This is a genomic window from Mycolicibacter algericus DSM 45454, assembly GCF_002086455.1.
Lineage (GTDB): Bacteria > Actinomycetota > Actinomycetes > Mycobacteriales > Mycobacteriaceae > Mycobacterium > Mycobacterium algericum.
Map to the genome: position 1 here is coordinate 330,977 of NZ_MVHC01000001.1, position 19,132 is coordinate 350,108.

At 69.8% G+C, this 19,132-nt stretch carries 21 protein-coding genes and 1 pseudogene; 7 read left to right on the top strand and 15 right to left on the bottom strand.

Translation table 11 applies throughout. The features are described from left to right. Window positions 1-3: 3 nt before the first annotated feature. Together BST10_RS01610 and BST10_RS01615 are read right to left on the bottom strand one after the other, a co-directional pair. Complete coding sequence (locus tag BST10_RS01610) at window positions 4-1,230, bottom strand: glycosyltransferase (protein WP_083036027.1); 1,227 nt, start codon at window positions 1,228-1,230, stop codon at window positions 4-6. A 19-nt stretch (window positions 1,231-1,249) separates the two neighbouring features. Then, window positions 1,250-2,239, bottom strand: a complete 990-nt coding sequence (locus tag BST10_RS01615; RefSeq protein WP_083036029.1) for a glycosyltransferase — start codon at window positions 2,237-2,239, stop codon at window positions 1,250-1,252. A 285-nt stretch (window positions 2,240-2,524) separates the two neighbouring features. On the opposite strand from BST10_RS01615, the gene BST10_RS01620 reads away from it, so the two are divergent. Further along, window positions 2,525-2,959 carry an STAS domain-containing protein gene (locus BST10_RS01620; protein ID WP_235673633.1) on the top strand — a complete coding sequence of 145 codons (435 nt, stop codon included), beginning with the start codon at window positions 2,525-2,527 and terminating at the stop codon, window positions 2,957-2,959. On the opposite strand, the gene BST10_RS01625 is transcribed toward BST10_RS01620, so the two are convergent. Further along, complete coding sequence (locus tag BST10_RS01625) at window positions 2,956-4,242, bottom strand: MFS transporter (protein ID WP_235673634.1); 1,287 nt, start codon at window positions 4,240-4,242, stop codon at window positions 2,956-2,958. The genes BST10_RS01620 and BST10_RS01625 overlap by 4 nt on opposite strands. 108 nt (window positions 4,243-4,350) lie before the next feature. Further along, window positions 4,351-5,013 carry a cutinase family protein gene (locus BST10_RS01630; RefSeq protein ID WP_205277482.1) on the bottom strand — a complete coding sequence of 221 codons (663 nt, stop codon included), beginning with the start codon at window positions 5,011-5,013 and terminating at the stop codon, window positions 4,351-4,353. A 311-nt stretch (window positions 5,014-5,324) separates the two neighbouring features. On the opposite strand from BST10_RS01630, the gene BST10_RS01635 reads away from it, so the two are divergent. Continuing rightward, complete coding sequence (locus BST10_RS01635; protein ID WP_083036033.1) at window positions 5,325-6,260, top strand: esterase family protein; 936 nt, start codon at window positions 5,325-5,327, stop codon at window positions 6,258-6,260. A gap of 30 nt (window positions 6,261-6,290) precedes the next feature. On the opposite strand, the gene BST10_RS23135 is transcribed toward BST10_RS01635, so the two are convergent. Genes BST10_RS23135 through BST10_RS01655 form a run of 5 tightly spaced genes read right to left on the bottom strand, consistent with a single transcriptional unit; the run spans window position 6,291 to window position 9,477 of the window. Continuing rightward, window positions 6,291-6,446, bottom strand: a complete 156-nt coding sequence (locus BST10_RS23135) for a hypothetical protein (protein WP_013830014.1) — start codon at window positions 6,444-6,446, stop codon at window positions 6,291-6,293. After that, window positions 6,443-7,006, bottom strand: coding sequence for a hemerythrin domain-containing protein (locus BST10_RS01640; protein ID WP_083036035.1), 564 nt, complete (start codon window positions 7,004-7,006; stop codon window positions 6,443-6,445). Before BST10_RS01640 ends, BST10_RS23135 begins: the two co-directional genes overlap by 4 nt. A gap of 36 nt (window positions 7,007-7,042) precedes the next feature. Continuing rightward, window positions 7,043-8,503 (bottom strand): aminotransferase class I/II-fold pyridoxal phosphate-dependent enzyme, encoded by a 1,461-nt coding sequence (locus BST10_RS01645; protein WP_083036158.1) that lies wholly within the window; start codon window positions 8,501-8,503, stop codon window positions 7,043-7,045. A 57-nt stretch (window positions 8,504-8,560) separates the two neighbouring features. Continuing rightward, window positions 8,561-8,911 (bottom strand): hypothetical protein, encoded by a 351-nt coding sequence (locus BST10_RS01650; RefSeq protein ID WP_083036038.1) that lies wholly within the window; start codon window positions 8,909-8,911, stop codon window positions 8,561-8,563. Then, on the bottom strand, window positions 8,908-9,477 hold the full coding sequence (locus BST10_RS01655; RefSeq protein ID WP_041318497.1) for a type 1 glutamine amidotransferase domain-containing protein: 570 nt from the start codon (window positions 9,475-9,477) through the stop codon (window positions 8,908-8,910). The genes BST10_RS01650 and BST10_RS01655 overlap by 4 nt, the downstream gene beginning before the upstream one ends. A gap of 132 nt (window positions 9,478-9,609) precedes the next feature. On the opposite strand from BST10_RS01655, the gene BST10_RS01660 reads away from it, so the two are divergent. Both BST10_RS01660 and BST10_RS01665 read left to right on the top strand, forming a co-directional pair. Continuing rightward, window positions 9,610-10,647 (top strand): hypothetical protein, encoded by a 1,038-nt coding sequence (locus tag BST10_RS01660; protein ID WP_083036039.1) that lies wholly within the window; start codon window positions 9,610-9,612, stop codon window positions 10,645-10,647. Window positions 10,648-10,662: 15 nt separating this feature from the next. Further along, window positions 10,663-10,959, top strand: a complete 297-nt coding sequence (locus tag BST10_RS01665) for a hypothetical protein (RefSeq protein WP_013830020.1) — start codon at window positions 10,663-10,665, stop codon at window positions 10,957-10,959. A 19-nt stretch (window positions 10,960-10,978) separates the two neighbouring features. On the opposite strand, the gene BST10_RS01670 is transcribed toward BST10_RS01665, so the two are convergent. The 5 genes and pseudogenes from BST10_RS01670 to BST10_RS01690 all read right to left on the bottom strand — a co-directional run bounded on the left by BST10_RS01670 (window position 10,979) and on the right by BST10_RS01690 (window position 14,052). After that, window positions 10,979-11,245, bottom strand: a complete 267-nt coding sequence (locus BST10_RS01670) for a hypothetical protein (RefSeq protein ID WP_109559352.1) — start codon at window positions 11,243-11,245, stop codon at window positions 10,979-10,981. Window positions 11,246-11,247: 2 nt separating this feature from the next. Continuing rightward, the gene (locus BST10_RS01675; RefSeq protein ID WP_083036043.1) at window positions 11,248-12,732 is read right to left on the bottom strand and encodes a molybdopterin-dependent oxidoreductase; all 1,485 of its coding nucleotides are present in this window, start codon (window positions 12,730-12,732) and stop codon (window positions 11,248-11,250) included. Continuing rightward, the gene (locus BST10_RS01680) at window positions 12,732-13,160 is read right to left on the bottom strand and encodes an oxidoreductase (protein ID WP_083036045.1); all 429 of its coding nucleotides are present in this window, start codon (window positions 13,158-13,160) and stop codon (window positions 12,732-12,734) included. The genes BST10_RS01675 and BST10_RS01680 overlap by 1 nt, the downstream gene beginning before the upstream one ends. A 15-nt stretch (window positions 13,161-13,175) precedes the next feature. Further along, a pseudogene (locus BST10_RS01685) lies at window positions 13,176-13,713 on the bottom strand (DUF1360 domain-containing protein). Window positions 13,714-13,716: 3 nt separating this feature from the next. Next, window positions 13,717-14,052 carry a hemophore-related protein gene (locus tag BST10_RS01690; RefSeq protein WP_013830025.1) on the bottom strand — a complete coding sequence of 112 codons (336 nt, stop codon included), beginning with the start codon at window positions 14,050-14,052 and terminating at the stop codon, window positions 13,717-13,719. A gap of 118 nt (window positions 14,053-14,170) precedes the next feature. On the opposite strand from BST10_RS01690, the gene BST10_RS01695 reads away from it, so the two are divergent. Genes BST10_RS01695 through BST10_RS01705 form a run of 3 tightly spaced genes read left to right on the top strand, consistent with a single transcriptional unit; the run spans window position 14,171 to window position 17,858 of the window. Next, on the top strand, window positions 14,171-14,848 hold the full coding sequence (locus tag BST10_RS01695) for a cutinase family protein (RefSeq protein WP_013830026.1): 678 nt from the start codon (window positions 14,171-14,173) through the stop codon (window positions 14,846-14,848). A 58-nt stretch (window positions 14,849-14,906) separates the two neighbouring features. After that, window positions 14,907-16,019: an enolase C-terminal domain-like protein gene (locus BST10_RS01700; RefSeq protein ID WP_083036047.1), complete on the top strand. Its 1,113-nt coding sequence runs from the start codon at window positions 14,907-14,909 to the stop codon at window positions 16,017-16,019. 57 nt (window positions 16,020-16,076) lie between these two features. Beyond that, window positions 16,077-17,858, top strand: coding sequence for a glycoside hydrolase family 15 protein (locus BST10_RS01705; RefSeq protein WP_083036049.1), 1,782 nt, complete (start codon window positions 16,077-16,079; stop codon window positions 17,856-17,858). Here BST10_RS01705 and BST10_RS01710 read toward each other — a convergent pair. Beyond that, window positions 17,848-19,026, bottom strand: a complete 1,179-nt coding sequence (locus BST10_RS01710; RefSeq protein ID WP_083036051.1) for a zinc-dependent alcohol dehydrogenase — start codon at window positions 19,024-19,026, stop codon at window positions 17,848-17,850. The genes BST10_RS01705 and BST10_RS01710 overlap by 11 nt on opposite strands. Between the last annotated feature and the right edge of the window lie 106 nt (window positions 19,027-19,132).

Sequence of the window (19,132 nt, forward strand, 5' to 3'; positions counted from 1 at the left end):
AGGTCATCCCTGCCCCGACGCCCGCGCGGCGGTGCGGACCGGCGCGCGCACCGGCAGCAGCCGGTCGTAGACCCGCAGCGTGTCGGTGGCGACGCGCTCCCAGGAGTACCTTGAGCGGGCCCGCTCCCGGCCGGCGGCGCCGAAGGCCGCCGCGCCGCGCCGATCCCGCAGGATCGCGGTCACCGCGTTCGCGCATGCGCGGGGATCCTTCGGCGGGATCAGCAGGCCCGTCAGGTCGTGGACGACGGTGTCGAGCATGCCGCCCACCGCCGACGCCACCACCGGCACCCCGCAGGCCATCGCCTCCAGCGGCACGATGCCGAACGGTTCGTACCACGGCGTGCACGTCACCACGTCCGCCGACCGCAACAGCGCCGGCATATCTTCGCGGGCAACCGAGCCGTACAGCGAAACCCGCTCCGCCACACCGAGATCTGTGGCCAGCTTCCGCAGCCGGCAGGCCTCCGGGACGGTGTCGAGTTCGGCCCGTTCGGGTCCGCCGACGATCACCAGTTCCGCTGCCGGGACGGTGGTCAGTGCCTCGATCACGGTGTCGAATCCCTTGCGGGGCACGAACCGCCCGACCGCGACGATGCGGCGCCGCCCCGATCGGGGGGCGGTCGGGCCGTGCGGCGTGAACCGGTCCACGTCGACACCGCAGGGCACCACCGAGATCCGCAACCGGTCCCGGCCCAGCCGCATCAACTCGAACACCTCGTCGCTGCAACCGGCCGTCACCCAGGTCGCCTCCTGCGCGACCCGGGTCTCCAACCGCAGCCGTTCGGCGGGACTGGTGTCGCGGTGCCCCTGGTGTCGTTGCTTGACCACGCCCAGCGCATGGAACGTCTGGACGGTCGGGACCCGGCGGCGTTTGGCGGCCAGTTGGGTGGCGATCCCCGACATCCAGAAGTGCGCGTGCGCGATGTCGGGGCGTTCGCGGTTCCACTGCTGATCCAGGTAGCGTCCGAACGTCCCCATGTACTGCAGCAGTTCGTCTTTGGGCACATACCGCGCCGGCCCCGCGGGCACGTGCACCACTGTGTAGCCCTGCTCGGTATCGACCCGGTCGGGCAGGTCGGGGTCGTCGCGGCGGGTGTAGACCTCGACGTCGTGGCCACGGCGGGCCAGCGCCGCCGACAACTCGCCGACGTGGACGTTCTGGCCGCCGGCGTCGGCGCCGCCGAGCGCGGCGAGCGGGCTGGCATGTTCGGAAACCATTGCGATCCTCATCGCGATCCTCCCCCGGTAGTCACGGCCCCGCCGTGCACTGCGCTTCGATGACCCGATCCCACTCCCGCAGGAATCTCTCGAGCCCGAAATGGTCCCGGGCATGGTCGCGGGCCGCCTTGCCGACCACCTCGGCCAGGTAGCGGTCGGCGACCAGCCCGCGCAACGCCGTCCGCAAGGTGTCCACGTCGGCGCTCACGACGCCGGCCTCGGGGGGGACCACCAGCGGTGCCATGGTCGACGCCACCGCCACCACCGGCATGCCCAGGAACATGGCCTCCAACAGCGATAATCCCAGCGATGTCCAGCGCGCGGTGTGCAGGTAGACGCGCCGATGCGCCAGTTCCTTCATCAGCGGAGCGGTTCGCAGGTCGCCGTGACCGGTGACGCCGGCGCAGCGATGAGCCGGGTCGTTGAGTTCTTCGGTGCCGATCCCCCAGACGTCGACCGGCGCCGACTGCCCGAACGCGCCCAGCAGGTCGGCGCCCACCGTGCGCCACCGCCGCACCGGTTCGTTGATCATAGCGCCCGCCGCGGCGATGTCACCGGTGTACAGGTGGCCCGGATCGGCGATCCCGTGGTCGATCACCGCGGTGGGGGCACGGCCGTTGTCCCACATCAGCCGGTTGAAGTCGGTGACGTGGATCAGCGGGATGTCGTCGCGGTCGGCGATCGGATGCAGGCTCTCCACCACGAACGGCCGCGGCGTGTTGTGCTCGACGTAGACCGCGGGAACATCGATACCGGGCCGGCGGCCCAGCAGCCGAGCAGCCAACTCCAGCTCGTGCGGGCGCTGCAGCACCACCAGGTCGACGTCCTGGTCGCGCAAGTCGCCCAGCGGGACCTCCACGGCCCGCGGCCAGTCGCGCCCGCACAGCCCGCGACCGTCGGGATCATGCGGAACGTCGACCGGAATGAGATAGCGGTGCCGGCCGGCGACGAACGAGTCCATCCAGGAGCCGTGCACGTGCCAGACGAGCACCGAACGCCGGGTGGTCAGCGGAAACGCCATAACCGCTTGTTACCCGCGGTCCTCGGCTCTAAACGTCGAAAGGGTCCCCGAAGCGGTTTGCTGCAAGGCAATTCGCCAGGAATCAGCGCAGCACCGTTACCAATCCGTTGCATAGTGGCGGGGATCAGCGTAGGTTCGTGGACAGGTTGAGTTCACAGCCACCCGGAAGACGCGTCAAGCACGCAGACCAGGGAGGCACACTCCCTGTTTCTCATCTCGTCCGTGAAGGTGTAACTCGCATCGACGCGATCCCACAGTACGAGTTTCGACTGATGGAGTGATCAAATGTCCGCTCTGAAAGTGGCCGAGCCGGTGTTCCCGGCACCTCGAATAGATTCCGTTCCGACATCCGACACCTGGGAGAGCCACACCGCCCGGTCGGTCACCCGCTGGGGGCGTGCCGGCGCGGTGATCAGCGTGAACGGTGAGCTCGACGCCGCGAACGCCGGCCAACTGGCCGACTACGTGCACCATTGCGCGGTCTCGTGCCAATGGCTGGTGCTGGACCTCAGTGACTTGGAATTCATTGGCACTGCGGGTTTCTCAGCGCTGCGCGACATCGTTGCCCGGTGCGCCGACACCGTGACCTACTGCACCACGGTGCCGGGGCCGGCGGTCAGCCGGCTGCTACGGATCTGCGACCCCGACAACGCGTTGCCGACGACATCCTCGGTAGCCGAGGCCCTCGCCGCCGTGCCGGGACTGCGCCGCGTCCACTAGTCTCTGCCCTCGACCAGCTCGCGGGCCCGCGCTTCGCTCTCGACCGCGGGCCCCGAGCCGGGTAGTCGCCGGCCTGCCACCTCGGGGGTGAAGACCAGCGCCAGCGCGCCGATCACACCGGCCGCGATCAGCAGGTAGGCCGGGGCCATCGGATTGCCGGTGCGCGACACCAGGGCCTCGGCGGCCAGCGGCGTGGTGCCGCCGAACGCCGACACCGACAGGTTGAAGCCGATGGCCAGCGCCCCGTAACGCACCCGGGTGGGAAACAGTGCCGGCAGCGTCGCCGGCAGGGTGGCGTCGAAGCAGAGCAGCATCGCCCCGATCAACACCACCCGGGCGAAGGCCACCAGGTAACTGCCGGCGGAGCGGATCAGCATGAACGCCGGGACCGACAGCGCCACCAGCATGATGGTTCCCGCCCAGAGCACCGGCTTGACGCCGATGTGATCGGACAATCGCGCCATCGGCACCACGGTGGCCATCATCACCAGCAGTGTCAGCACGATCAGCAGCAGCCCGCCGGGGTACGGGATCCGGGCGGAGGTCTGCAGGTAGCTGGGCAGATACCCGGTGAGCAGGTAATCGGTCACGTTGTAGGTCAGCACCAAGGCGACGCACAGCGCCAGCGGCCGCCACTGCCTGGTGGTGCGACGCAGCTGAGCCGCGGCCGAGTCGTCGTCACCGGAGCCATCGCCGCGGCCGCCGCCGGCCTGCCGGAACGCCGGTGACTCGTCGAGGCGCAGCCGCAGATACAGCGCGGCCAGCCCGAGTGGGGCGCTGAGCAGCAACGGGATTCGCCATCCCCAGCTGAGCATGGCCTCATCGGAGAGCCAGGTCCGCAGTCCGGTCACCAGCGCGCCGGCGACGACGTAACCGGCCTGCGAACTCAGCGGCAGGAATCCGGCCATCATGCCCCGCTTGCTGTCCGGGGCCTGTTCGCCGACATAGACCATCGCGCCGACGTACTCGCCGCCCGCCGAGAAGCCCTGCACCATCCGGGTCGCGACGAGCAGGATGGGCGCCGCCACACCGATAGCGCGATAGCCGGGCAGCAGGCCGGTGGCGGTGGTGCCGAGCGTCATCAGCACCAAGGTGGCGACCAGTACCCGTTTGCGCCCGATCCGGTCGCCGAGCGGGCCGAAGACCAGCCCGCCCAGCGGGCGCATCGCGAACGCCGCGGCCAGTGTGGCGAAGGCGCCGATCAGGCTGCCGGCACCGGGGTAGAACACCCGCGCGATCGTGGTGGCGAGGTAGCCGTAGACGCCGAAGTCGTACCACTCCATGAAGTTGCCGATGGCGGTGCCCTGGATGGAGCGGCGAACATCCGCGGGATCGGCGACCCGGATCTGGTTGCGCCGCCAGCGCCGGCGGCGGCTACGCCCGGCCAGGGTCTATCCCAGCCGGCTCTGCAGCCGGCGAGCGGCGAAGTCGGCCCCCTGCTCGACCATCGTTGCGTCGTCGCCGGCGTAGCTGTCGTGCGCGGCGAAGCTCAGCCCCTCGGAGCAGACCGCATCCTCCGGCGCGCAGACCTGCAAGGTCTTGGCCTGGTAGGACGGACCGATCGCGATCGTGGGTTCCTTGAGGAACCTCATCGCCCGCTCGTTGGGCATCGCGAAAAGCACGACCGCGGCGACGTGTTCGGCGATATCGGGATCCAGCGGCTTGGGCACCGTCGCCGGGTCGACACCGTCGGGCACCTGCGCCGAGGTGACGAAGCCCATCACCGCGGCGCCCTGCGAATAGCCGCCGAGCACCATCTTGGTGCGCGGGCAGGAGGTGGCCCGCGAGACCACGTGCGCACCCGCGTCCCGGATGCCGTCGACGCCGGTGTCCCACTGGTCGTTGGCCGGGTAGTCGACCGCGTAGACCGACAACGGGTTGGGGGCCAGCCGCGTGCTCAGCGCGTTGACGAATGCCTGTCCGGTCGGTCCGACGCCGGGCGGCTCACCGGTTCCGCGGGCGAACACCAACTCGGTATCGGGGCACGGCTGGGCGTTCGCGGCGGGCACGCCGGGGGTGAAAAGGATTGCGGCACCGGCGGCAGATGCTGCCATCGCCAGCGGGCCGATGCGATAACGGAAGCCAAGCGCGGACATGTCGGTGTAGGTGCCCACCGCGGCTCCGGCTCAAACCGCGAATCTCAATTTTTTCTTCCGCGCCCCGCTCTGGACAACGGCCTCCCACTTTGTTAAGACAAGAAGGTTAGGTGTGGTGTCTTCAGACTGTAGGGCAACCATCCGCGGCGTCTCATGACGCCGAGCGATGACAAAACCAAAGCCTCACGGGCCCAGTGTCGATCTCTCCCCTCTCGCGCACCCGGCCGGCCGGCGTTGGCTCTCGGGTGTATGCGAAAGGGGAGAAACAAATGTGGAACTACACGACGCGTCGGCGCAAGGTCACGCACGCCGCCGCGGCGGCGGCATTGCTGCCGGGACTGATCGGCCTGGGAGCGGCCACGCCGGCCGGCGCCGCCGCTCCGGAATTCCTCTCGGTGCCATCGCCGAGCATGGGCCACAACATCACCGTCGAATTCCAGGGCGGTGGCGCGCCGGCGGTCTACCTGCTCGACGGTCTGCGGGCCCGCGAGGACCGCAGCGGCTGGGACATCGAGACGCCGGCGTTCAACGAGTACAGCGGGTCCGGGATCTCGGTGGTGGCGCCGGTCGGCGGACGTTCCAGCTTCTACACCGACTGGTACGGGTCGGCCAATGGCCAGACCTACAAGTGGGAGACATTTCTGACCAGTGAGCTGCCGGGCTTCCTCGCCGGGCGGGGCGTGCGCTCGACCCGCAACGCGGTGGTGGGCGTTTCGATGTCCGGATCGTCGGCGCTGATCCTGGCGGCCTATCATCCGCAGCAATTCGCTTACGCCGCATCGCTTTCAGCGCTATTGACCCCGTCCAGCGGCAACGGCCCGATGCTGATCGGCATGGCGATGAACGACGAGGGCGGCTTCAACCCGCAGGACATGTGGGGACCGACCGGCAGTGCGGGTTGGCAGCGCAACGATCCGACGGTCCAGGCCGGACGACTGGCGGGCGCCAATACCCGGCTGTGGGTCTACAGCGGCAACGGCACCCCGTCGGAGATCGGCGAAGGCAGCCTGCCGGGACAGGTGATCGAGCAGGTGGTCATGCAGAGCAACAACGCTTTTCGGGACGCCTACACCGGCGCGGGCGGGCACAACGCGACCTTCAACCTCGACACCAACGGGGTACACAGCTGGGGTTACTGGAACGCGCAGCTGGTCGCGATGAAGCCGGACATGCAGCGCACGTTGGGTGCCGGCGGCCAGGTCTGACACTCGGGACGGCCCGGCCGGCCAGCGCGATCAGTACCAGTAACGCCTGCCGCCGACCGGCCGGCCGACCGCCCCCAGCACCCAGAACACCACGCCGATCACCAACAGCACGATCCCGATCGCCCACAGCACGTACACGTCGAACACCAGCCCGATGATCAGCAGCAGCAGACCGAGTCCGATCATGAGTCGTACCCCAGAATCGCGTCGCGGGCGCGATCCACCATCGAGGCGAACGGCCCCACGAACGCATTGGCCGGTGCGCTCTCGACTCCCGGGTGCGGCCTGGTCGGCGCGATCGCCTCGGCGAGCTTGACCGCCCGCTCCAGCAACTGCAGTTCGGTGTCACCGAGTTCGGCACGCAGCCCGGCGAACTCGTCGCGCTCCTCGTGGCCGGCATGTTCGATGACGTCGTCGCGCAGCTCCCGTAGCTTCTCGGTGAAGAACTCCGAATCGACGTCGACGTCCTCCAGCTCGCTCAGGGCCGTCTTGGCCTGCTTCTCCTCGGCCAGCCGCGCCTTGACCAGCTCGCGGCCGTTGTCGAGTTCATGGGCGGCCCGCGGGTGCACGATCTCCTCTTCGGCGGTCTCGTGCACGGCCAGCAGCCGACGCAACCGGACGAACGACTCCTCGCGCTCGCCACCGGCGGCCCGCAACGTCTCGTCGAAGAGCGTCTTGATCCGGTCGTGTTGGCCGGTCAGGAAATCGACCACGTCGACCGGAGTGTGCAGCGACGTCTGTGTCATGGCTACCGATTACCCCGGCTCGGGAAGGGTAAACCCTCAGGCCACCACCCGGATGTGTTCGAGGGAGGGGTCGGCGGCGTCGGGCAACGCCATGCCGGCCGCCAGGCCGGACCGCAGATAGTCGATGACGGCGGTGTCGAGTCGTTCGCCGGGCACCACGGCCGGCACGCCGGGCGGATACGGCGTGAGCTGTTCGGCCGCGATACGGCCGGCGGCCTGTGCTGCGGCGACCATCTCGGTGGGGCCGAAGAACGCGTCGCGGGGCAGTGCCACGCTCTCCAGTTGCATCTCCTCGGGCGAGGGCAGCCGGACCGGCGCCGCGGGATCGAAAGACGTTGCGGCGGCGCGCCACCCGCTCAGCGCATCCAGCAGCCGGTCGGTGCTGGCGCGGTCGTCGGCAAACGACATGGTGGCCAGGATGCGACGGTGGTCGGCCAATCCCACGTCCAGGCAGCGCTGTTCGCGCAGCCAGTCCCTGGCCTGATACCCCGACGTGCCGGTCGCCGCGACGTCCACCAGCACCTGCAGCCGGTCCAGGTCGTGGGAGGCTTCGGCACCCAGCAGCACATCGTCGAGCACCTCGACGTCGGGCAGCTCGTCGATGCGCGCACGCACGTCACGCGCCAAGGCCAGTGCGGCGTTTAGCATCTCGTGTCCGTGCTGCACCATCTGGCGCCGCCAGCCGTCCAGCGCCGCGTAGATCGGCACACTCGGGCTGGTGGTCATCAACAGGTCGGCGCAGGCGGTGAGCCGCTCGCGGTCGATGAGATCGCCCTGGATGTGGTACACCGAGCCCTGCTCGAACCCGGCGCCCATCTTGTGCACGCTGACCACGCAGACGTCGGCGCCGGCGTCCATCGCCCAGGTCGGCAGGCCGTCGTGGAAGGGCAGGTGCGCGCCCCAGGCTTCGTCGACGATCAGCGGCTTGCCGCGCCGGTGACAGATCTCGGCGATGGCGGCCAGGTCCGCACAGGTGCCGTAGGGCGACGGGCTGACGATCAGCGCGCCGGCGGCATCGGGATGTTCCTCCCACGCCCCGGCGACCCGTTCGGGTGACGGCGGGTGGCTGAAATGTCGCTCGGCGTCCCAGCGCGGGGTGATCCAGCGCGGCTGGATGCCGGAGAAGATCAACCCGCCCACGATCGACTTGTGGCTGTCGCGCGGCAGCAGCAGCCCACCGGATGAGCCGCCCGCCACCGCCATCATCGCCGCGCGAACGGAAAGCGAACTGCCGCAGGTGGAGAAGAACGCCATCTCGGCGCCGACCGCGTCGGCCATCAGCTGCTCGGCGCCGGTCAGCACCTCGCCGCGCGCCTGCCAGTCGTCCAGCCCGCCGCGGGCCAGCACGTCGGCGCGGAACAGGTCGTCCCCCAGCACATCACGCACCGACTGATCGGCACCGCGGCCTTGGCGGTGTCCCGGCGGGCTGAAGCCGTATCGGTCCTTGCGGTGATAGTCGGCCAGGGCTTCCAGCACGGGTGCCCGGCGGTGATCCATCTCGGCCATATCGGCTAGGCATACCCACGACGATCATCGGGTAACCGGACGCCGCTGCTAGCGCCGGAAGGCGATCACCAGCGCCAGCAGGTCGAGGCCCAACAGCACCCAGCCGGCCAGCGGGACCAGGAATCCGCGCCGCCGGCCCGCGGTCCAGAACGAGATCAGGATGGCCAGCGCGGCGATGACCGGCGCACCGTAATAGAAGATGCCGAACACCACGCCGCTCGGGCCCAGGTCGGGGCACTCAGTGGTGCTGCAGGCGGCGGTGCTCATCACCGCCCCTGTCGCGACCACCATCACCAGGGCGGCCCCGGCGGCGGTCAACAGCGCCGTCACCCAGTTGACCCAGAGCCGAGCGCGATGGTTGTCGGTCTGGACCGGTACCGGCATCGGTTCTCCGGTCACAGCGCCACCTTCCGCGATTCCAGCTCGCTGACCAACGCGTCGCAGAAGGCCGGCAGGTCGTCGGGCTTGCGGCTCGACAGCAGGATCGACGGGCCGCCGTCGCAGCGCACCAACTGTTCGTCCACCCACTGGCCGCCGGCGTTGACGATGTCGGTGCGCAGGCTCGGCCACGACGTGAGTCGCCGCCCGGCCACCACGCCGGCCTCCACCAGGGTCCACGGGCCGTGGCAGATGACGGCGACCGGCTTGCCAGCATCGAAGAACTCCCGCACGAACGCGACCGCACGATGGTTGGTGCGCAACTGGTCGGGGTTGGCCACCCCGCCGGGCAGCACCAGCGCATCGAAGTCATCCGCCGAGACATCGTCGACCACCCGGTCCGCGTCGAATTGGTCGGCGCGGTCCAGGTGGTTGAACGCCTGAACCGGTCCGGTGGTCGTCGACACCAGCACCGGGGACGCCCCCGCCTTGGCGACCGCGCGCCACGGCTCGGTCAACTCGACCTGCTCCACACCCTCGGGCGCCACCAGAAATGCGACGCGGCGCCCCTCTCGCGATCCGGACATCGACCTCCCCCTTCCCTTCTTCGGGCCTTTCGGGCAGCTCATGCCCTTTTTGTGCTGGACATCCCATACCCGATGCCCCACCCGCACAAACGGCGCGGTGTAGCCGGCGGGTGACGGGGGTACCCCGCCGGAATGATATGGCGGGGGTGGTACGGCGCTGCGGCTGTCGGTGTGCTGGTCTGCGCCGGCTGTTCGCTGCCGGGGCAGTCGCTGCAGAGCGCGCCCGTTGCCGCCGCCGTGCCGGTGCAGACACCGCTGCGCGACCCGGTGTGGTCCTATCGGACCGACTCGCTGATCGCGCTCACCGACGACGGGCGACTGGCCGCGGTCGACAATCCCGACCAGCCCGGCGCGGCCACCACCCGGTTGTCGGCGCCGCTGCACGCCGGGCGCAACGTGCAGATCAGCCGCGCCGACGACCGGACCGTGTTCGTACCCCAGCCGGGGCGTAACCGGGTCGCGGCGATCGAGCTGGCCGGCCTGCAGCAGATCGGCGACATCGACGCCGGACCGGCACCGGCCTACCTGTCCGAGGATTCGGGCATGCGGGTGCTGCTGGCGCTGTCCGCCGACGGAGCGACGGTGACCCCGGTCGAGGAGCACGGGCTGCGCCAACTGCCCGCCGCCCGGGTGGCCGCCGGCGCCACCGGCGTCGTCGACGGCGCCAACCGCGGGCGTGCCATCGAATTCCACGTCTGGGGACCGCACGGAATCTCCCACTACAAGGGGACGTCATCGCCGCCGGAGCCCCGCGGCCGCTTCCACACCGCCGTCATGGCGGCCGCCGGTGACGGCACCGCGGCGAGCCGGATCTATCTCACCGACAGCCGTGGCGACACGCTCTACGCGGTCGAATCCGCCCGCGGCGGACACGGTTTGCAGGAGATCGGCCGCTCGCCGGTGTCCTCGCCGATCCGCTATCTGGGTTCCGACGACAACCGGGTGTATGCCGCCACCGACACCGCCGTGACGGTGTTCGAGTCGGCGCCGTTCACCGGCTATCCACACGGCAGCATCCCGGTGCTGCGTGTCATCGACTACCGGGCCGGTCTACCGTCCGGGCCGGCCCGGTCCGCCCCTCTGTCCGGCATGGCGATCGGACCCGACCGCGTCTATCTGACCCTGCGGGGTCAGCCGGTCGTGGCCAGTGTCGCCAAACCCCGGCTGTGACGACGGGAGGTCCACGTGAGCTCGATCGAGCGGATCCGCATCGACGACGATGTCGCGGTGCTCACCGAGCAGGTGCGCGCGTTGCGGGAACTGGGGCAACGCGCCCAGGTGCACGATTGGCACATCTACGACCTGAGTATCCGGTGGGGCACCGCGCTGGCCGGGCGACTGCGCCGGCTGGCGTACTACCACGACCGCGGCCTGCTCGACGACGACGCCGAGCGCCGTGTCGCGGCGGTGTGCGATGAGTTGCGCAGCGTGGCCGACCTGGTGGAGCGGTTCGACCTCGCCCGCCCGGACCTGCCCGCCTGACTGACGCCGCGGTCGTCGGCTAATCGAGAAATTCCTTGCGCCGCAACCGGATCGCGGTCCGCGGCTGCGAGCATGACGGGTTGCGGCAGTTCAGCGCGACCAGGTAGGCGTCGTCGTCCTCGTCGAGAAACAGAAACCCCAGGTACAGCGCCTGCCCCACCTCGAACTCGGTGCCACCGCAGGCCGCGCAGTGTCCGCCGCGCACCCGTAGCAGGCCCGACACCCGTTCGCGGGCCGCGGCTTCGAGGTCGGTCAACTCGGGGCGGGCGGCGGTATCGGTGGTCACGGCTAGATCTCCCCGTCCATGCTGTAGTAGACGTTGTCCTCCCGCCATCCGCCCCGTCCCTTCCCGATGTGGGCATAGTCGTCGACGAACTCGATCTGGTTGATCCACTTGGCCATCTTGAACCCCACCTGCGTCTCGGCGCGCAACCGCAGCGGCGCACCGTGTTTGATCGGCAGCGGCCGGCCGTTCATCGCATACGCCAGCAGCATCTGCGGTTTGTGGGCCAGCTTCAGGTCGAACACCTCGTAGAACTGTCCGCCGCCGTGCGCGCTGGGCTCGTCGGTGCTGTTGTCCTGCATGGTCATAAAGCAGATGTAGCGGGCCTGCGGCAACGGTCGCACCAAATCCACCAGCGCGCCCAGTGGCACGCCGGTCCATTCGCCGATGGACGACCAGCCCTGCACGCAGTTGTGCAGCACCCGCTGGGTCTGCGGCGCGGCCAGGGCGCGCAGGCCGGCCAGATCCAGCGTCGCCGGTTGCTCCACCAGCCCACCGACCCGCAGGCGCCAATCGACGAAGTTGTGCACCGCCATCACCTTGTAGTTCTCAGCGGTCGGCGGTTTGCCGTTGACCCGGTGCTGGGCGGAGATCATCCGCGCCGGATAGTCCTGCCGAGAATCCAACCGGCGCAACAGGCCCCGGCGCGGCACGGCGATCACCGCGCCGAGCACCCGGCGCACCGAGGCCGGGCTGCGCAGGCTCCACAGCGTCGCCGCGATGTGCACCGCCACGATCGCCGCGACGATCAACAGGGACAGTGCGGTCGCCCAGTAGGTGTTGCGGACCGACCCGAAGATCATCAATGCGCTGAGCCGGCCCCACCCCCAGCAGAACAGCATCGTCAGGTGGATCACGATGAACACCCCGAACGCGGCCAGACCGAGGAAATGCAGGCTGCGGGCGGACTGCCGGCCACCGAACAGCCTGACGTAGCGGGGGAAGCGCGCCTCGATCGCCGGTGACTGCGCCGCGCCGGTGAGGATCTGGAACGGCGCCAGCAGGAATATCACCGCGGCGTAGGTGAGCTTCTGGATGGCGTCCAGCGGCTCGCCGGGCAGCAGCGGCGGCAGGTTGAAACTGAGATAGGTGACGATGTCGTTCCACGCGTCGGCGAAGATCGACCAGGAGTACGGCCAATAGCGGTGCCACTGTCCGGTCGCGAAAAGCAGGATGTAGTACGACAGTCCGACCAGAATCCAGCCGATCACCGCGAAGAAGTGCCAGTGCCGCCCCATGCCCAGTTGGGCATGTCCGGGCAGCGCGATCACCGGGTGGTAGTCCTCCTCCTCATCCAAGGTGTCGTAGAGCTTGTCGGTGGGCATGACCTTGCGGGTGAACCGCGCCCACTCGGTCCCTGGTGCGCTGTCGTCGTGCCGGTAGAGCTTCGGATGGGTGGACAGGATCTCGATGCCACTGCGTATCAGCAGCGTCAGGAACAGCACGTTGAGCCAGTGCTCGACGCGCAGCCACGCCGGAAAGTCGAGCATCAGTCGTACCAGGCCCTCCCCTGCCCGAAGGCGACGTTGACCCCGGACAGCACCGACAGGTGCAGCGCGAGGAAACCGCCCGCGCAGGCCAGCGCCACGCTGCCGGGCGCCAGATCCCACCGCCCGGTCACCGTCGGCAGACCGGGCAGGCTGACAAACCGGCTGACCAGGTAGCCGATCACGAATGCGCCGCAGCTGACGCTGCCGGCCAGCCACCCCAGCGCCGGCACCACGTCATCGACGTCGATCCAGGTGATGGCTGCGGCGGCGAGGCAGCCGACGATCATCGCGACGCAGTACACCGCGAAGTATCCGGGCGGACTCGCCGACGTCGCCAACAGGTCGCCGTGGACGCCCGCCAGTCCCAGCAGCGCGACATCGGCGGCCAGCGTCACCACCCGGGGCAGGTTGAACGCGATACCGCACATGGACTCACTCCGGTCTCACTCCTGCGCGATCTGCTGCGCCTTCGCGTAGGCCAATTGCAGGAAATCCGCGCCGGCCAGCGCGGTGAACGTGCCGGCGACCAGCCGGGTGAACCGCGGTGCGAACACCAGCCCGGCCACGAACGCGGTGACCGCCCACATGTCCAGGCAGAACGGGCAGGTCAACAACTCGCCGAGGCTGTGGCGCAGCTGACTGGAATGGCGGGTCTCCTCCATCACCTCGGCGGGGCCCCCGGTGCCCGCATAGTGGGCGAACGGCGCCCGCAGCGGGCTGGTCACCGCGTCCTTGGTGAGCGTGCGGGACAGTTTGTGAGCGCCGAGGGTCACCGTCAGCAGGTCGCCGGCCGCCCACCGTTGCGGCAACCGGCGGCCGGTGGCCGCGGCGGCCACGGTTACCGCCGCGACCAACCCGCCGTACACCAGCAACACCAGCGCGTATCCCCCCCAGCGGCCGCGGGTCGTCGCCGCGGTAGGCGTCGGCTTCCCGTTTGGCCGCATCGGCGATGGCGTTACCGGCTCCGGTCGATTGAGCCATTACTCAGTACTTGTTACAGGTTTTGGCGATGGGGCCGACCAGGTTGACGAATTGCGCCGCCTCGGGCACGCCCTGGGCCTGCTGCAGCATCTGCTCACGCTGCGGCGGAGGCGAGGCGAGGAAGTCCTGCAGGAAGGTCTGCGCCATCGGTGTGGCATTGAATTGTGCTGCGGTCTCCGGTGATTGCGCGTTCATCGCCGCCACCACCTGGGAGTAGCTGCAGGTGGTGCTCACCGCCGGATCCTGCGCCGGGTCCGCGGCAGCAACGCCCGCGGCGGACAGCGCCAGCGCCGCTCCGCCGGCGGCGGCAGCGAGCCTGGTCAAAGACGTTGTGATCATTGATTTATCCCCTTCGGCTAAGGTCCCGTCGGTGACGGTACCGACGTAGGCTTGCCGTTTTGAGCCGAGCTAAACCACGGTTTGCCGACAAGGCGCTGTGGGTATCGGAGAAATTGCTGTGATTAGTCGGATACTCGCCGCGGCCTGCCTGTGCGGCTGCGTGCTGCCGTGCTGGCCCGCCGGGGAGGCGGCCGCGTTCGGCTGCCCGGAGGTCGAGGTGGTGTTCGCCCGCGGCACCGCCGAACCGCCCGGCGTCGGATGGATGGGCCAGCAGTTCATCGACGCGCTGCGGTGGCGCCTCGGCGGCCGTTCGGTGGGCGTCCACCCGGTCGACTTTCCCGCCGTGCCCGAATTCGGCCCGACCGTCGCCGGGGTGGCCGACGCCGCCGGCCACATCACCGACATGGCGGCGGGCTGCCCCGACACCGCGCTGGTGCTCGGGGGGTATTCCCGGGGCGCGGCGCTCATCGGCTACCTCACCGAACCGGCGCCGGCCGCCGACGGGTTCCCGCCGCCGCCCGGACCGGAGGCGGCCGACCGGGTCGCGGCCGTCGCACTGCTGGGCAGACCGTCGACGGAGTTCCTGCACTCGCTGGGCGCGCCGCCGCTGACGGTCGGGCCCGGCTATGCCGCCAAGACGATCGAGTTGTGCGCGCCCGGCGACCCGGTCTGCTCGGCGGGCGCCGACGGCGCCGCGCACGCCGCCTACGCGACGAACGGGATGACGGCACTCGCGGCGGACTTCGCCGTGCAGCGCATCGTGCCACCCGAACCCGTTCCAGATCAGCCGTTTTGAGATCAACGCTGCCGGACTGCGCGCATACCGGCCGCATGTTGCGGGTAGTCAGCCGGACATGAGTCCGCGTGCCAGTGCGGCCATCCCGGTCGAGTCCGTCGAAGCCACGGCCTACTCGATTCCCACCGACGCCCCCGAATCCGACGGCACCTTCGCCTGGGATTCGACCACCCTGGTTCTGGTCACGGTGACCGCCGGTGGACAGGTCGGCACCGGCTACACCTACGGCGGCACGGCGGTGGCCACGGTGGTCGAGGCCGAACTGGCCGGCGTCATCAAGCAGCGCGACGCGCTGCAACCGCCGGCCCGCTGGGCCGACATGCAGCACGCGGTGCGCAACCTGGGTAAGCCGGGCGTGGTCGCCGAGGCGATCTCGGCGGTCGACATCGCGCTGTGGGATCTGCGGTCCCGGCTGCTCGACGAGCCCCTGACCATCGCGCTGGGCGCGGTACACGACGGCACCCCGGTCTACGGCAGCGGTGGGTTCACCTCGTATGACAACGACACGTTGTGCGCCCAGTTGTGCGGCTGGGTGGAAGCCGGGATCCCGCGGGTGAAGATGAAAGTGGGACGCGACCCGGAGGCCGACCGGGGCCGGGTGCGGGCCGCTCGAGCGGCGATCGGCGACGACACCTCCTTGTTCGTCGACGCGAACGGGGCCTATGCCCGCAAGCAGGCGCTGCTGTGGGCGCAACGCTTCGCCGAGTGCGACGTGCGCTGGCTGGAAGAACCGGTGCCCTCCGACGACCTGGCGGGCCTGCATGCGCTGTGCGTCCAAGGCCCGGGCGGGATGGACATCGCCGCCGGTGAATACGGCTACCACCTGCCGTATTTTCAGCACATGCTCGACGCGCAGGCGGTGGATTGCCTGCAGGCCGACGTCACCCGCGCGTTGGGTATCACCGGGGTGCTCAAAGTCGCCGCGCTGTGCGACGCGCGCGGCATGGAGCTGTCGCTGCACTGCGCCCCGCAGATCAGCGGCCAGGTCGGCACCGCGATCTGGCAGCTGCGGCACCTGGAGTACTTCCACGATCACGTTCGCATCGAGCGGTTGGCGTTCGACGGGACCATCGACCCGGGACCCGATGGCGTGCTGCGTCCGGATCGCAGTGCTCCCGGGCACGGGTTGACCGTCAAAGACGCCGATCTCGAACGGTTCCGCATCGCCTGATTCGGCGGGTCGAGAGCTACCCGACTACCGGCCCCGGACGGTGGGTATGCACCGCTGATGGATGACGGGCAATCGCTGCTGGAGCGGTTCCCGCCGCAGGTGCTGCGCCAGTACGCGCTGATCGCCGACGGCGAGCGCGGGATCGTGGTCGGGCCGCGCGGTGACTTCTGCTGGATGTGCCTGCCCCGGTGGGACAGTCCGGCGGTGTTCAGTTCGCTGCTCGGCGGCGACGGGGTATACGCCGTGACCCCGCAGCGGCGCTACGTGTGGGGCGGCCAGTACGAGGAGCGGTCGCTGATCTGGCGATCCCGCTGGGTCACCATCGACGGCATCGTCGAGTGCCGCGAGGCACTGGCCTTCCCCGGCGACCCGCACACGGCGGTGGTGCTGCGTCGCATCACCGCACTCGACCGGCCGGTGCGAATGCAGGTGGCACTGCACGTCCGGGCCGACTTCGGCACCACCGCCATGGCAGGGCTGTCCTGCTGCGACGGGGTGTGGACCGGGCGGTCCGGGCCGCACCGGTTCCGGTGGACGGGCGCCGGGGGCGCCCATCGGGCTGCCGACGGGTCGCTGCGCATGGTGGTCGACGTCGCCCCGGGTCACGATCACGACCTGGTGCTCGAACTGTCCGAGCGCGAACTGCCGGACCGGCCGGCCGACGCCGCACAGGCCTGGCACGTCACCGAAAGCAGTTGGCGGCAAGCGGTTCCGGAGTTCACCGGCACACTCGCCGACGTCGATGTCCGGCAGGCGTACGCGGTGCTGCGCGGCTTGACCAGCACCGGCGGCGGGATGGTGGCGGCGGCCACGATGTCGTTGCCGGAGCGGGCGCGCGCCGGGCGCAATTTCGACTATCGCTACTGCTGGATCCGCGACCAGTGCTACACCGGGCAGGCGATCGCCGTCGCCGGGGCGTACCCGTTGCTCGATGACGCCGTCCGGTTCGTCTCCGAGCGGGTGTTGGCCGACGGGCCCGACCTGCGGCCGGCCTACTGCGTCGACGCAGGCGCGCCCCCGCCCGAACACGATCTGGATCACCTGCCCGGCTACCCCGGCGCTGCCGCCCGGACCGGCAACCGGGTCGGTGACCAGTTCCAGCTCGACACGTTCGGGGAGATACTGCTGCTGCTGGCCGCTGCCGCGCGACTGGATCGGTTGGACAGCACCCATTGGGCTGCGGTGCACATCCTGGTGGATGCGATCGAAAACCGTTGCGGTGAACCCGATGCCGGAGTTTGGGAGCTCGGCAACCGCCGCTGGGCGCATTCCCGGCTGATCTGCGCGGCGGGGCTGCGCCGCATCGCCGGTGTGGCGTCGCCGGCCGAAGGCGCCCGCTGGCAGCGGCTGGCCGACAAGCTGGTCAGTGACGCCGGCGACGACTGTCTGCACCGCGACGGCAGATGGCAACGCGCACCCGGTGATCCGGGCATCGACGCGGCGCTGCTGCTGCCGGGGCTGCGGGGGGCCGTCCCGGCCGATGATGCCCGCACGCTGGCGACGCTGGCGGCGGTGCGCCGAGAGCTGACCCGTGATGGCTTCGTCTACCGCTACCGCCCCGACCGGCGCGGCCTCGGCGAGGCCGAAGGCGCGTTCCTGTTGTGCAACTTCGCCATGGCATTGGCAGACCACCAGCAGGGCAACGATCTTGCGGCGCTGCAGTGGTTCGAGCGTGGCCGCACCGCGTGCGGCCCGCCCGGGCTGCTCACCGAGGAGTTCGACGTCGGGCAACGTCAGCTGCGCGGCAACCTGCCGCAGGCGTTCGCGCATGCCCTGTTGTTCGAGTCCGCGCACCTGTTGACCGGCGCCGGCTCGAGCGGATTGAGCGCTAAGGCTTGAGCAGGATCTTCACCGCGCCCTCGCGCTTCTCCTGGAAGATCTCGTAGGCGCGCGGCGCCTCCTCCATCGGCAGCTCGTGGGTGGCGAAGGTGTCGACGCCCAGCGGGTCGGCGTCGGTGAGCAGCGGCATCAACCGCTCGACCCGCGGTTTGACGTTGGCCTGCCCCATCCGCAGCGTGACCTGCTTGTCGAACAGGGTGAACATCGGCAGCGGATCCAGCTTGCCGCCGTAGACGCCGATGATCGAGATGGTGCCGCCGCGGCGCACGATGTCGATCGCCGAGTACAGCGCTGCGAGCCGGTCGATACCGGCCTTGCTGATCAGCGGCCCGGCGACCGCGTCGGGCAGCAGCGAGCTGAGTTGCTGCACCGCCTTGGCGCCGCCGGAGCCGTGCGCCTCCATGCCGACGGCGTCGATCACCGCGTCGGTCCCCCGTCCGTCGGTGCGGTCGCGGATCACCTCGCCGAGATCGGATGCCTCACGCAGGTCGATGGTTTCGATGCCGCGGCGCGCCAGCCGGCCCAGCCGTTCGGGCACCAGATCCACGCCGATCACCCTGACCCCCTGGTGCGCGGCGATGCGGGCCGCCATGTCGCCGATCGGCCCGAGTCCCAGCACCGTCACCGACCCGCCCTCGGGAATCTCGGCGTAGTCCACCGCCTGCATCGCGGTGGGCAGCACGTCGGACAGGTACACGAACCGCGAATCCGGGGGCCCTTCTGGCACTTTGATGTGGGTGTAGGACGCCTGCGGCACCCGCAGGTACTGCGCCTGCCCGCCGGGAACCTGGCCGTAGAGCTTGGAGTAGCCGAACAGTGCGGCGCCGGTGTCCTGCTCGCGCACCCGGGTGGTGTCGCATTGGGTCGGCAGGCTGCGGCGACACATACTGCAATGCCCGCAGGCGATCTGGAACGGGATGACCACCCGATCGCCGGCCTTGAGGTTGGTGACCGCGCTGCCGACCTCGGCCACGACGCCCATCGGTTCGTGGCCCAGGATGTCGCCGGGGTCCATGAACGCGCCGAGCACCTCGTAGAGGTGCAGGTCCGAGCCGCAGATGTTGGTGGTCGTCACCTCGATGACGGCGTCGGTCGATTTCTCGATCACCGGGTCGGGCACGGTGTCGACCTGGACCTTGCGTTTGCCCTGCCATGTCACTGCCCGCATGCGGATCGCCTCCGTCGTCTCTCGCGAACATCCGTCTCCGGCGAACATCGCCGGGCTACCCGCGCACACCGCGGCACAAACGCGCTCGGGACCGACGTCGAGCGAA

What these genes read in the sequence shown, in the direction of transcription:
- BST10_RS01655 (WP_041318497.1), bottom strand. Translation starts at nt 9,477, where the DNA reads ATGTCCGGATCGCGAGAGGGGCGCCGCGTCGCATTTCTGGTGGCGCCC.
- BST10_RS01700 (WP_083036047.1), top strand. Translation starts at nt 14,907, where the DNA reads ATGAGTCCGCGTGCCAGTGCGGCCATCCCGGTCGAGTCCGTCGAAGCC.
- BST10_RS01660 (WP_083036039.1), top strand. Translation starts at nt 9,610, where the DNA reads ATGATATGGCGGGGGTGGTACGGCGCTGCGGCTGTCGGTGTGCTGGTC.
- BST10_RS01710 (WP_083036051.1), bottom strand. Translation starts at nt 19,026, where the DNA reads ATGCGGGCAGTGACATGGCAGGGCAAACGCAAGGTCCAGGTCGACACC.
- BST10_RS01705 (WP_083036049.1), top strand. Translation starts at nt 16,077, where the DNA reads ATGGATGACGGGCAATCGCTGCTGGAGCGGTTCCCGCCGCAGGTGCTG.
- BST10_RS01630 (WP_205277482.1), bottom strand. Translation starts at nt 5,013, where the DNA reads ATGGCAGCATCTGCCGCCGGTGCCGCAATCCTTTTCACCCCCGGCGTG.
- BST10_RS01640 (WP_083036035.1), bottom strand. Translation starts at nt 7,006, where the DNA reads ATGACACAGACGTCGCTGCACACTCCGGTCGACGTGGTCGATTTCCTG.
- BST10_RS01675 (WP_083036043.1), bottom strand. Translation starts at nt 12,732, where the DNA reads ATGCTCGACTTTCCGGCGTGGCTGCGCGTCGAGCACTGGCTCAACGTG.
- BST10_RS01635 (WP_083036033.1), top strand. Translation starts at nt 5,325, where the DNA reads ATGTGGAACTACACGACGCGTCGGCGCAAGGTCACGCACGCCGCCGCG.
- BST10_RS01620 (WP_235673633.1), top strand. Translation starts at nt 2,525, where the DNA reads ATGTCCGCTCTGAAAGTGGCCGAGCCGGTGTTCCCGGCACCTCGAATA.
- BST10_RS23135 (WP_013830014.1), bottom strand. Translation starts at nt 6,446, where the DNA reads ATGATCGGACTCGGTCTGCTGCTGCTGATCATCGGGCTGGTGTTCGAC.
- BST10_RS01610 (WP_083036027.1), bottom strand. Translation starts at nt 1,230, where the DNA reads ATGAGGATCGCAATGGTTTCCGAACATGCCAGCCCGCTCGCCGCGCTC.
- BST10_RS01645 (WP_083036158.1), bottom strand. Translation starts at nt 8,503, where the DNA reads ATGGATCACCGCCGGGCACCCGTGCTGGAAGCCCTGGCCGACTATCAC.
- BST10_RS01615 (WP_083036029.1), bottom strand. Translation starts at nt 2,239, where the DNA reads ATGGCGTTTCCGCTGACCACCCGGCGTTCGGTGCTCGTCTGGCACGTG.
- BST10_RS01680 (WP_083036045.1), bottom strand. Translation starts at nt 13,160, where the DNA reads ATGTGCGGTATCGCGTTCAACCTGCCCCGGGTGGTGACGCTGGCCGCC.
- BST10_RS01690 (WP_013830025.1), bottom strand. Translation starts at nt 14,052, where the DNA reads ATGATCACAACGTCTTTGACCAGGCTCGCTGCCGCCGCCGGCGGAGCG.
- BST10_RS01625 (WP_235673634.1), bottom strand. Translation starts at nt 4,242, where the DNA reads ATGGAGTGGTACGACTTCGGCGTCTACGGCTACCTCGCCACCACGATC.